This window comes from Geodermatophilus poikilotrophus (assembly GCF_900111455.1).
GTDB lineage: Bacteria > Actinomycetota > Actinomycetes > Mycobacteriales > Geodermatophilaceae > Geodermatophilus > Geodermatophilus poikilotrophus.
The window spans coordinates 30,617-41,833 of the sequence record NZ_FOIE01000001.1 but is presented as its reverse complement, the minus strand read 5'-3'; the positions used below and the strand labels follow the sequence as shown (position 1 = coordinate 41,833).

The following is an 11,217-nucleotide window of genomic DNA, read 5'->3' as shown; positions in this document are numbered from 1 at the left end:
GGAAACGGCGCCAGCAGGCCCAGCAATCGCCGACGACAAAGGTCCGCTCCGCCCCGAAGGAGGCCGGGGGCCGTCCGGAGCGGCGGGCCGCCGCGACGGCCTGCGGGTGGTGTGGTGGGCCGATCACTGCGCGAGCCCGGGGGCCGATCCCCAAGTGGTGTTCGGCCACCTGCCGGCACCGAGCCTGGGAGCAGACTCGCGCCGCGGCCTCTGGCAGGGCGGCGGTGCAGATCGTCGAACGACGCGTGCAGGTCCCCACACGACAGCCGCTCACCCGACACGACTGGCCCCAAGCCCTTGCGGAGTTGGCTGCGCAGCTCAATGACGGCCGGATCTACGACCGCGACCTTGCAGGCCTGTCGGCTGCCCTCGACGCCGTCCTGGCCGCCTACCACTGCCGGGACCCCGTCGGCTTCCGCGCCGCCGAAGCGCACCATCCCACCTGGCGCCTCCGAGACCGACCTCGCTGACACCTCCGCCGGCAGAGCGCTCGTTCTGCAGGCCCCGCAGGGACATCCGGTACGGCGGCAGCCCAGGCCCGCCTCGCCACGGCGTCCTCCAGTACTCCTCCTGCCGGCCTCCGGTGGCAGCTACCCGGCCCAGCAGCGCGCACCCGCGGTACCACGGCGTCCTCCAGTTCCCCTCCCGTCCGCCTTCGGTAGCAGCGTCCGTGGACCGGAGGTGTAGCTGAACCGGGACTCCAGCACCCGTGGCCACCGGCCCTGCTGACCGGAGCAAGACCGGAGAAACACCGGAGGCCGCTCCGCCATGGTCGAGGGACGCATCGCAGCCCGGCCGTCACCCGCGCATGGAAACCGCAGACGGCCGCCGGTGGAGCGGAGATCCGGAGAGGGAACGACATGGGCGACCCCGAGCCGTTGCAGGACATCCTGGCCAGGAGCTCCCTCCTGCTGACCCCCGAGGAGGCGGCCATCGTCCTCAACATCGGCCGCACCAAGGTGTACGCCCTCATGAAGGCCGGCGACCTGCGCCCCGTGCACATCGGCCGCAGCTGCCGCCTCTCCCGCGCCGAACTCGAGCGGTACGTCCGCCAGTTGGCGACGCCCCCGCAGGCCGTGCGGACGGCGATGGACGAGGTCGCAGCAGCGCGGTCGTCACGACGTCGGACCGACGATCCCCGCCGCCGGAGGAGAAGTAGCGAGTAGCCGTCTCGGCTCGGGATCTGTGGACAACTCCGCGTTCATCCACCGATTGGCCGGACCGGAGCCCGCACCATGCGCGTCCGTGGTGAGTTCGGCCGGGCATGAGGAGCGGCCCCGCAGCCCGCTGACCAGCGGCGGACGTCCAGGAAACTCGAGCTGGAGGATCGGAGTGGCACGACGAGCGAATGGTGAAGGGTCGATCTTCAAGCGCAAGGACGGCACCTGGTCGGCCGAACTCAGCTACCGGGATAACCACGGCACCCTGAAGCGGCGGACTGTCTACGGCAAGACGCAGGCGGAGGTCCGAGCCAAGTTTCGCGATGCCCGGGAGCGAATCGAGTCCGGAGCACCGATCAAGGACGCCTCCATGACTGTCGCCGCGTGGCTCGAGGACTGGATCACCAAGTCGCTGGCCGCCAGCGACCGCAAGCAGGCCACCAAGGACCTCTACGCCACCCTCGCCCGCACCCATCTCGTGCCCACAATCGGGACGATCGCGCTCGGCCGCTTGCGTCCGTCCGATGTCGAAGCGCTCGTCGTCACCAAGCGGGGCGCTGGCCTATCCGGCTCGACGATCCGGACGATCTACACCGTCCTCCGGTCGGCCCTGGAAATCGCAGCCCGCGACGGACTGCTCCGCAGCAACCCCGCAGCAGCAGTGAAGCGGCCCAGCGTCGAGCGCAAGGACGCACCTCACCTGACCGCGGAGCAGGCGCAGGCGCTCCTCGAGGCGATCAGGGGCGACCGGCTGGAGACCCTGTTCCGTCTGATGCTCGCCACCGGGCTGCGCCGCGGCGAGGCGCTGGCCCTGCACTGGTCGGACATCCACCTCGACGCCGGGCTGCTGCGGGTGCGCTGGACCCTCTCCCGAACCTCCCAGGGACTGCGCCTCGACGAGCCCAAGACCGACAAGTCCCGCCGGACCGTGCCACTCCCCCGCTCGGCCATCGAGACCCTCCGGGCCCACCGGACCCGGCAACTGGAGGAACAGCGCATGACCGCCGGAGCCTGGCAGGAGCACGGGCTGGTCTTCACCACCGAGATCGGGACCCCGCTCGAGCCCCGCAACGTGCTGCGCCGCTTCGAGGTCCTCGCGGAGCGAGCAGGCCTCCGCGGCGTCACCTTGCACACCCTGCGGCACTCCGCGGCGAGCTTCCTGCTGGCGGCCGGCACGCACACCAAGGTCGTCCAGGAACACCTGGGCCACTCGTCGTACGCCATCACGGCGGACATCTACAGCCACGTCGGTCCGGCGCAGCAGCGTGAGGCGGCCGACCGGCTCGACCAGGCGCTCCGCTGGTGACCGTTGCTGTTCCCTCAGGCGGCGTTGCTGTACCCGTTGCTGTACTCACGCGAGAGGCGGGCCGGCCTCCTCGGCCGACCCGCCTTTAACCTGCGGTTTTGCTGTCGGGCTGACAGGATTTGAACCTGCGACCCCTTGACCCCCAGTCAAGTGCGCTACCAAGCTGCGCTACAGCCCGAGCGCCGGGCGGCTCGCACCGCCCGATCGCTGCGTAGAGCAGGTTACCGCACCGGCCGGGGCGCCCGACCCGGTGGTCAGCCCCGCGCCGGAACCGCGTCCCGGTCGGCGGCCAGCACCTCGCGCAGCGTCGCGGCGAACGCCTCCGGCTCCCCCGTCTGGCCGTACTCGCCGCCGAGGAAGCCGCCGTGGTCGCCGGGGAACACCACCGGCGCCTGCCCGAGTCGCTCGGCCAGCGCCAGCCCGCACCGGTGCGCCAGCTCGTCCTCGGACCCGGCGCCGACCGCGACGACGATCCGCGTCGAGGCGCTCCGCAGCGCCTCCAGGTCGTGCTCGTGGTGCGTGCAGCTGATGAGGTTGTGACCGAGCAGGGCGTCGTCCCGCGAGCCGTCGTCCCCGGCGGGCAGGCCGAACGCGGCGGGGTCCGGCAGGTCGCCGAGGTCGCCGGGCACGGGCCCGCGGTGGCCGACCAGCCGGATGAACCCCGCCATCCCGGCCCCAAACCCGCGTGCCCGGTAGGCGTCCCGCACCTGCCGGGTCGCGGCGAGCGCCTGCTCGCGGTCGGGCAGCAGCGTCAGGGCCGGCGGCTCGTGCGCGACGAGGGTGCGCACCAACTCGGGGCGGCGGGCGGCGAGCACGAGCGCGTTGACCGCTCCCCCGCTGCTGGCGAAGACGTCGACCGGCCCGGCGCCCACCGCCGCGATCAGCCGGGCCAGGTCCTCGGCGTGCTCCTCGGGCGTGGTCTCGGGCGCGCCGTCGGTGCGCCGGCTGCGCTCCACGCCGCGCGGGTCGTACGTGACGACGGTGCGGTCGCGGAAGTGCGCGGCCAGCGTGCCGAAACCCGCCGCGCCCATCGGCGAGCCGATGAGCAGCAGCGGCGGCTCGGTGGCCGAGGAGCCGGGGCGGACGTCGTAGGTGAGGACGGCGCCCTCGACCTGCAGGGTCTGGGTCTGCGGTTCGGTCATGCCGGGGAGACCGACCCCGGGGCCCGGACTCATCGGTCAGCCCCGGGAACGCTCGCTCCCCCGGCCCTCGCGGACCTTGACCGAGACCTCGATCGGCGTCCCGTGGAAGCCGAAGCGCTCCCGCAGCTTGCGCTCCAGGAAGCGCCGGTAGCCGGCCTCCAGGAAGCCGGTCGAGAAGACCACGAACCGCGGCGGGCGGACGTCTGCCTGCGTCAAGTACTTGATCTTCGGGGCGCGGCCACCGCGGGCCGGTGGCGGCGTCTCCTGCACCAGCGCGCGGATGTAGGTGTTGAGCTCCGCCGTCGGCACCCGCGCCTCCCAGGAGGCCAGCGCCTCGCGCAGGTGCTGGGCGAGCTTGTCGACGCCGCGGCCGGTCAGTGCCGAGATGTTCACCCGCGACGCCCACTTCACCCGGGCCAGGTCGCGCTCGATCTCGCGCTCCAGCTGCAGCCGCCGGTCCTCGTCGAGGGTGTCCCACTTGTTGAAGGCGATGACCAGCGCGCGGCCGGCCTCGATCACCTGCGTGATCACCCGCTGGTCCTGCTCGCTGACCACCTCGTCGGCGGCCAGCAGCACCACGGCCACCTCGGCGGCCTGGATGGCGGCCTCGGTGCGCAGGCTGGCGTAGTACTCCATGCCGCTGGCGGTGTTGACCTTGCGGCGCAGGCCCGCGGTGTCGACGAACCGCCACTCCTCGCCGCCGAGGGTGACGATCGAGTCGACCGGGTCGACGGTCGTGCCGGCGACCGAGTCCACGACCGACCGCTCGTCCTTGGCCAGCCGGTTCAGCAGGCTGGACTTGCCGACATTGGGCCGCCCGACCAGCGCGACCCGGCGGGGGCCGCCCTCCTCCTCCTGCTCCCGCGGGGCCTCGGGCACCGCCTCGAGGACCAGGTCGAGCAGGTCGCCGCTGGCCCGGCCGTGCAGCGCGCTGACCGGCTGCGGCTCGCCGAGCCCCAGCGACCACAGCTCCGCGGCGTTGGACTCGCTGCGCTCGTCGTCGACCTTGTTGGCCACCAGGATCACCGGCCGGTCGCTGCGGCGCAGGATCCGCGCGGCGGCCAGGTCGGTGTCGGTGGCGCCCACCTGGCTGTCGACGACGAACACGATGACGTCGGCGGTCTTCATCGCGTACTCGGCCTGGCGGGTGATCGAGGCGCCGAGGCCGCTGGCCCGGGGGTCCCAGCCGCCGGTGTCGACGACGGTGAACCGCTTGCCGTTCCACAGCGCCTCGTAGGCGATGCGGTCGCGGGTGACGCCCGGGGTGTCCTGGACGACGGCGGCGCGGCGGCCCAGGATCCGGTTGACCAGCGTGGACTTGCCGACGTTGGGCCGGCCGACGATCGCGACGACCGGCAGCGGACCGGTCTGCTCCGTCATCGAGCCGCCCCCACCGTCGAGAGCGCCAGCTCCACGACCCGGTCGACCACGCCCTCGCGGTCCAGGTGCGTGCTGTCGACGACCACGGCGTCCTCGGCGGGGCGCAGCGGGCTGTCGGCGCGGCTGCTGTCGTACTCGTCGCGGCGGCGCAGGTCGGCGGCGAGCGCGGCGATCTCGTCCGGCGTGCTGAGGCCCAGCTGCGCCGCCCGGCGCTCGGCACGGGCCTCCGGCGCGGCGGTCAGGTACACCTTCAGCGTCGCGCCGGGCAGGACGACGGTGCCGATGTCGCGGCCCTCGACGACGACCGCGTCGGCCGCCGCCACCAGCGCGCGCTGCTGGTCGACCAGCCGGCGGCGCACCGAGGGCACCGCCGACACCGCCGACACCGCGCGGGTGACCTCCGGACCGCGGATCCGGACGGCGACGTCGACGTCGTCGACCTGCACCAGCTCGGTGTCGGCCGCCGTCCCGACCTCGATGCGGGCCGCGGCGACGGCGGCGGCCACGGCCTCGGCGTCCTCCGGGTCCACCCCGGCGTCGAGGACGGCGACCGTCGCGGCGCGGTACATCGCACCGGTGTCCAGGTAGGCCGCCCCCAGCCGCGCGGCGACGGCACGGGCGACGCTGGACTTGCCCGTCCCGGACGGGCCGTCCAGCGCGACCTGGCCGGTGAAGTCGGCGGTCACTGGGCGATGTCCCGTCGCAGCGCCTTCGCCCCGCGCAGGTACACGTGCTGCACGTCCGCACGCGGCCGGTCGGTCTCCACGTGCGCCATCAGCCGCAGCACCCGCGGCAGCGCGTGCGGGACGCCGATCTCGGTGGCGCACATCAGCGGCACGTCCCCGAAGCCGAGCTCGCGGGCGGCGAGCGCCGGGAACTCCGAGACGAGGTCGGGGGTGGCGGTGAACAGGATGCTGATGACGTCGTCGTGCTCCAGCTGGTTGCGCTCCATCACCGCGCTCACCAGCTCGCGGGTTGCCTCGAGGACCAGCTCCCGCTCGTCGGCGTCCACCTGCGTCGCGCCCCGGATGGCTCGGACGGCCACTACCACTCTCCTCGATCGGTGCGGGGCAGCGGATCGCCGTGCCCCCCGGTCGAGTCTAGGTACCGGCGCCGGGCACCCGGTCCGCGGTCAGGTCCCGGACCTCCGCGTAGCGCTCGCGGACGGCGGGCACCGGGTCGGCCTCGTAGACCTCGGTGGCCGCGCTCGGCCAGACCGGAGGGGTGTCGCCGCCGGCCAGCACCCAGGCCGCCTGCCGGGCAGCGCCGTCGGCCACGTACTCCCCCGGCGGTGGGACCAGCACCGGCACGCCGAGCACGGCGGGGGCGATCCGGCGGATCGCCTCGGAGCGTGCGCCGCCGCCGACGAGGAACACCCGGCGCACCGGCGTCCCCCCGGCGGCCACGGCCGCGAGCCCGTCGGCCAGCCCGCACAGCAGGCCCTCGACGGCCGCCCGCGCCAGGTGCGCCGGGTCACCGGTCGCCAGGGTGAGGCCGTGCAGCGCCCCGGTGGCGTAGGGCCGGTTGGGCGTCCGCTCCCCCTCCAGGTAGGGCACGAGCACCAGGCCGCCGGCGCCGGCCGGCGCGGACAGCGCCAGCCGCGACAGCTCCGCGTGGTCGACCCCGAGCAGCCGGGCCGTCGCGTCGAGCACGCGGGCGGCGTTGAGGGTGGTGACCAGCGGGAGGAAGTGCCCGGTGGCGTCGGCGAACCCGGCGACGGTGCCGGTCGGGTCGGTCATCGGCGTCGTGGAGACGGTGGAGACCACCCCCGAGGTGCCGATGGAGACGACCACGTCGCCGGGCTCGGCGTTGAGGCCGAGCGCCGCGGCGGCGTTGTCCCCCGTGCCCGGGCCGAGCACCGCGCCCCCGTCACCGCCGGTCAGCGAGCCGGCGGCGACCGTTCCGGCCTGCTCTGCCGGGCCCAGCACGCGGGGGACGACGGGGGTGCGCCCGAAGGCCCGCTCCAGCAGGTCCAGGCGGTAGTCGCCGGTGACGGGCGACCAGTAGCCGGTGCCGCTGGCGTCCCCGCGGTCGGTGACGAGCGCGCCCAGGTCGCGCGAGCCCGCGAGCTCCCACGTCAGCCAGTCGTGGGGCAGGCACACCGCCGCGGTGCGGGCGGCGTTCCCGGGCTCGGACTGCGCCAGCCAGCGCAGTTTGGTGACCGTGAAGGAGGCGACCGGCACGAGGCCGACCGCGTCGGCCCACGCCCGGCCACCGGCCTCCGGCCCGCCCAGCTCGGCCACCAGGTCGGCCGCGGCTCCCGCGGAGCGGGTGTCGTTCCACAGCAGCGCCGGGCGGACCACCGCGCCGTCCTCGTCGAGGCAGACCATCCCGTGCTGCTGCCCGCCCACCGCCACGGCGGCGACGTCGCCGAGGCCGCCGGCCCCGGCGACGGCCGCCTGCAGCGCCGCCCGCCACGCGGCCGGGTCGACCTCCGTCCCGTCGGGGTGCGGCGCCCGGCCCTCCCGGACCAGGCGACCGCTCTCCGCGTCCCGGACCACGACCTTGCACGACTGGGTCGACGAGTCGACCCCGGCCACCAGTGTCATGACGCAGTGCCTACCGGAGTCAGCGGGCGCCGAGGAGGTGCTCCACCGCCAGCTGCGAGAGCCGCACCTGACCGCCGGGACGGGCACCGGCGGCCTCGGCGTCGAACTCCTCGAACGCCGCGCGGTCGGCCAGCAGGTCCTCGTACGTCTCGCCGTCGGCCAGCGTCGGCTGCGCCAGCTCGGGCACGCGGGCGGCGGCCAGCGCCTCCTGCACCTCCGGGTCGGCGCGGAAGGCCGCCGCCCGCTCCTTGAGCAGCAGGTAGGTGCGCATGTTGGCCGCGGCCGAGGCCCACACCCCGTCGACGTCCTCGGTGCGCAGCGGCTTGTAGTCGAAGTGCCGCGGCCCGTCGTAGGCCGGACCCCCGTTCGGGCCGCCGTGCTCGAGCAGGTCGACGGTGCCGAAGGCGCTGAGCAGGTCGCCGTGGCCGAAGACCAGGTCCTGGTCGAACTTGGGACCGTGCTGGCCGTTGAGGTCGATGTGGAAGAGCTTGCCCTGCCACAGCGCCTGGGCGATGCCGTGGGTGTAGTTCAGGTTGGCCATCTGCTCGTGGCCGACCTCGGGGTTCAGGCCGACCAGGTCGGCGTGCTCCAGGGTGGAGATGAAGGCCAGGGCGTGCCCGATGGTCGGCAGGAAGATGTCGCCGCGCGGCTCGTTCGGCTTGGGCTCCAGGGCGAAGCGCAGCCCGTAGCCGCGGTCCTCCGAGTACTGCGCCAGGGTGTCGATGGCCTCGCGGTAGCGGTCGAGCGCGGCTCGCAGGTCCTTGGCGGTGTCGACCTCCGCGCCCTCGCGGCCGCCCCACAGCACGTAGGTGCGCGCGCCGAGCTCGGCGGCGAGGTCCATGTTGCGCATGACCTTGCGCATCGCGAACCGGCGGACGTCGCGGTCGTTGGCGGTGAGCGCACCCTCCTTGAACACCGGGTGGGTGAACAGGTTGGTCGTGGCCATGGGGACGACCAGGCCGGTCTCCTCAAGCGCGGCCGTGAAGCGCTCGACGTGCTTGGCGCGCTCGGCGTCGTCGCTGCCGAACGGGATCAGGTCGTCGTCGTGGAATGTGACGCCGGCGGCGCCCAGCTCGGCGAGGCGGTGCACGCTCTCCACCGGGTCCAGCGCCGGGCGGGTCGCGTCGCCGAACGGGTCGCGGGCCTGCCAGCCGACGGTCCAGAGGCCGAAGGTGAACCGGTCGTCCTTGGTGGGCTGCGGCGCGGTCATGCGATCTCCCTCGATCGGGTTTTGTTCTTCCGTAGAACATAAAGCAGCGACGCGGCTAACCTCAAGGGGTGCGGACGACGGAGGGGACCGGGGCGCGGCAGTCGACGCTGCGCAGCAGCAACCTGGCCCTCGTGCTGCGCACCGTCTGCGCCGCCGACGGGCCGCTGTCGCGCGCCGACGTCGCCGTCCGCACCGGGACGACGCGGGCGACCGCCGCCCGGCTGGTCGACGAGCTGGTCGCCGGCGGGCTGCTCGACGAGGGCGAGCGCCTGGCGCCGCCCCGCCGCGGGCGCCCGGCCACCCCGCTGCTGCCCGGCGCCCGGATCGGCGCGCTGGGCCTGCAGGTGGACGCCGGACTGCTCGCCGCCCGCCTGCTCGACCTGCGCGGCCGGGTGGTCGCCGAACGCGTCGAGGAGGACGACCTGGTCGGCAGCGACCCCGCGCGCACCCTGGCCCGGCTCGGCGCGCTGGCCACCGACCTGCTCGCCGGGCCGGCCGGTGAGCTGCGGCTGGCCGGCGCCGGGCTGGCGCTGCCGGGGCTGGTCGACGTCGAGCGCCACCTGCTGCTGCGCGCTCCCAACCTCGGCTGGTCCGACGTCGACGCCGTCGGCCTGCTGGCCGCGCACCTGCCGGACGGGCTGCGCCCGGTGCCGGGCAACGAGGCCGACCTGGCCGCCCGCACCGTGGCCGAGACCGCGCCGGGACGACCCGGTCCGATGCGCGACTTCCTCTACCTCTCCGGGCAGATCGGCATCGGCGGCGCAGCGGTGGTCGGTGGGCAGGTGATGACCGGCAGCGCCGGCTGGGCCGGCGAGGTGGGGCACGTCTGCGTGGACCCCGACGGGCCGCCCTGCCGCTGCGGCTCGACCGGCTGCCTGGAGCAGTACGCCGGACGGCACGCGCTGCTCGCCGCCGCCGGGCTCCCGCTGGACACCGCGCCCGCGGAGGTCGTCGCCCGCGCCTCGGCCGGGGACGCCGACGTCCGGCGGGCGCTCGACGCCGCGGCCCGCGCGCTCGGCGTCGCCCTGGCCGGCGTGGTCAACGTGCTCGACCTGCCGGCCGTCGTCCTCGGCGGGCACCTGGCCGCGCTCGCCGGCCCGCTCCGCCCCCCGCTGGAGGAGCTGCTGGGCCGGCGGGTCCTGTCGGCGCGGTGGCGCCGTCCGGTGGTGGCGGCCGTGACCGGTCCCCCGGCGGCGGGCGCCACCGGAGCCGCCCTGCGCGCGCTGGGCGACGTGCTGGCCGACCCGGTCCGCCGGCTCGGCTGAGCCCGCCGGTCCTCCCGGCACCGCCGTCCCCCGGGCCGCGACCCGCGCCCGAGGCGTCACGGGGACCGGCCACCGTGGCCGGCGTCCCGCTGGTCGACCTCGGCTCCCACCGGGCCGAGCGGTCGTCCGGACGGGCCGGTGACCTGGCTCCTGCTGAGCCCTAGAGGCCGACGGCCTCCTGCAGCGCGCCGACCTCGGCGCGGGAGAGCCGGCGGATCGACCCGCTGCGCATGCGCTCGAGCTTGACCGGGCCGACGGCGGTGCGGGTCAGCCGGGACACCGGCAGCCCGACGGCGGCCAGCAGCCGCCGGACGATGTGCTTGCGACCCTCGTGGAGCACGACCTCGACGACCGACTGGCCGGCGTGGGTGTCGACCACCCGGAAGGAGTCGACCTTCACCGGGCCGTCCTCCAGCTCCACCCCGGAGCGCAGCCGGCGGGCCATGTCGCGCGGGACCGGGCCCGACACCTGCGCCAGGTAGGTCTTCTTGACCTCGTAGGAGGGGTGCGCGAGGCGGTGGGCCAGCTCGCCGTCGTTGGTGACCAGCAGCAGGCCCTCGGTGTCCTGGTCCAGCCGGCCGACGTGCACCAGGCCGGGCGCCAGGTCGCCGACCATGTCCCCGACGGTCGGCCGGTTCCGGTCGTCGCTCATCGCGGTGATGACGCCCGGCGGCTTGTTCAGCGCGTAGGTGACGCGGTCGTCGCGCAGCTCGATGCGGACGCCGTCGACGGCGATCTTGTCGCGCTCGGGGTCGACCCGCATGCCCTGCACGGCGACCGTCCTGCCGTTCACGCTGATCCGGCCCTGGTCGACCATGTTCTCCACGACGCGGCGGGAGGCGACCCCGGCGCGGGCGAGGACCTTCTGCAGCCGCTCCCCCTCCGCCGACGCGTCGGTGCCGCTGCCGCCGCGGTCACCGGGGTGCACGGGGGCGAGCTCCACGTCCTCCGACCACCCCTCGTCGGGGCCGGGGGTGCTGTCGTCGTGCGGGGCGGTGTCCATCGCCGTCCAGTCTCCCACCCGGTGCACACCCCCCGTACGGCCGGACGTCGCCCCGCGGGGTCGCCGGGCAGGCCGTCGCGGCGGGGTCCCGCGCCGTGGCTGCCGCTCTCGCGCCGGTGTAGCAGCGCGGGGACGCGGGGAAGCACGCGACAGTGCCGTGGACCGCCGGCGCTGTCCGCGCATTGCCGGTGCTGCAGCGCCC

The 11,217-nt window shown here is 74.9% G+C and carries 10 protein-coding genes and 1 tRNA gene; 3 read left to right on the top strand and 8 right to left on the bottom strand.

Annotated features, from left to right (window positions below; genetic code table 11):
- Positions 1 to 860: 860 nt before the first annotated feature.
- On the top strand, positions 861 to 1,166 hold the full coding sequence (locus BMW27_RS00215) for a helix-turn-helix domain-containing protein (RefSeq protein ID WP_091437397.1): 306 nt from the start codon (positions 861 to 863) through the stop codon (positions 1,164 to 1,166).
- 166 nt (positions 1,167 to 1,332) lie between these two features.
- Positions 1,333 to 2,466: a tyrosine-type recombinase/integrase gene (locus BMW27_RS00210; protein ID WP_091437393.1), complete on the top strand. Its 1,134-nt coding sequence runs from the start codon at positions 1,333 to 1,335 to the stop codon at positions 2,464 to 2,466.
- A gap of 104 nt (positions 2,467 to 2,570) precedes the next feature.
- Here BMW27_RS00210 and BMW27_RS00205 read toward each other — a convergent pair.
- The 7 genes from BMW27_RS00205 to xylA form a co-directional block, all read right to left on the bottom strand.
- Positions 2,571 to 2,644 (bottom strand) — tRNA-Pro (locus BMW27_RS00205).
- Positions 2,645 to 2,720: 76 nt separating this feature from the next.
- Entirely contained in the window at positions 2,721 to 3,608 is an 888-nt protein-coding gene (locus tag BMW27_RS00200) for an alpha/beta fold hydrolase (protein ID WP_091437391.1), read from the bottom strand.
- A gap of 36 nt (positions 3,609 to 3,644) precedes the next feature.
- The gene (gene der, locus BMW27_RS00195; protein WP_091437388.1) at positions 3,645 to 4,988 is read right to left on the bottom strand and encodes a ribosome biogenesis GTPase Der; all 1,344 of its coding nucleotides are present in this window, start codon (positions 4,986 to 4,988) and stop codon (positions 3,645 to 3,647) included.
- On the bottom strand, positions 4,985 to 5,674 hold the full coding sequence (gene cmk / locus BMW27_RS00190; protein WP_091437385.1) for a (d)CMP kinase: 690 nt from the start codon (positions 5,672 to 5,674) through the stop codon (positions 4,985 to 4,987). The genes der and cmk overlap by 4 nt, the downstream gene beginning before the upstream one ends.
- Complete coding sequence (gene aroH / locus BMW27_RS00185) at positions 5,671 to 6,033, bottom strand: chorismate mutase (protein WP_091437382.1); 363 nt, start codon at positions 6,031 to 6,033, stop codon at positions 5,671 to 5,673. The genes cmk and aroH overlap by 4 nt, the downstream gene beginning before the upstream one ends.
- A 55-nt stretch (positions 6,034 to 6,088) precedes the next feature.
- The gene (gene xylB / locus BMW27_RS00180) at positions 6,089 to 7,537 is read right to left on the bottom strand and encodes a xylulokinase (RefSeq protein ID WP_091437379.1); all 1,449 of its coding nucleotides are present in this window, start codon (positions 7,535 to 7,537) and stop codon (positions 6,089 to 6,091) included.
- A 19-nt stretch (positions 7,538 to 7,556) separates the two neighbouring features.
- Entirely contained in the window at positions 7,557 to 8,747 is a 1,191-nt protein-coding gene (xylA, locus tag BMW27_RS00175) for a xylose isomerase (RefSeq protein ID WP_091437376.1), read from the bottom strand.
- A gap of 68 nt (positions 8,748 to 8,815) precedes the next feature.
- Here xylA and BMW27_RS00170 point away from each other — a divergent pair, with 68 nt between their 5' ends.
- Positions 8,816 to 10,012 (top strand): ROK family protein, encoded by a 1,197-nt coding sequence (locus BMW27_RS00170; protein WP_091437373.1) that lies wholly within the window; start codon positions 8,816 to 8,818, stop codon positions 10,010 to 10,012.
- A gap of 160 nt (positions 10,013 to 10,172) precedes the next feature.
- On the opposite strand, the gene BMW27_RS00165 is transcribed toward BMW27_RS00170, so the two are convergent.
- On the bottom strand, positions 10,173 to 11,015 hold the full coding sequence (locus tag BMW27_RS00165; RefSeq protein ID WP_091437369.1) for a pseudouridine synthase: 843 nt from the start codon (positions 11,013 to 11,015) through the stop codon (positions 10,173 to 10,175).
- Positions 11,016 to 11,217 lie beyond the last annotated feature (202 nt).

What these genes read in the sequence shown, in the direction of transcription:
- xylB (WP_091437379.1), bottom strand. Translation starts at nt 7,537, where the DNA reads ATGACACTGGTGGCCGGGGTCGACTCGTCGACCCAGTCGTGCAAGGTC.
- xylA (WP_091437376.1), bottom strand. Translation starts at nt 8,747, where the DNA reads ATGACCGCGCCGCAGCCCACCAAGGACGACCGGTTCACCTTCGGCCTC.
- BMW27_RS00200 (WP_091437391.1), bottom strand. Translation starts at nt 3,608, where the DNA reads ATGACCGAACCGCAGACCCAGACCCTGCAGGTCGAGGGCGCCGTCCTC.
- BMW27_RS00215 (WP_091437397.1), top strand. Translation starts at nt 861, where the DNA reads ATGGGCGACCCCGAGCCGTTGCAGGACATCCTGGCCAGGAGCTCCCTC.
- der (WP_091437388.1), bottom strand. Translation starts at nt 4,988, where the DNA reads ATGACGGAGCAGACCGGTCCGCTGCCGGTCGTCGCGATCGTCGGCCGG.
- BMW27_RS00165 (WP_091437369.1), bottom strand. Translation starts at nt 11,015, where the DNA reads ATGGACACCGCCCCGCACGACGACAGCACCCCCGGCCCCGACGAGGGG.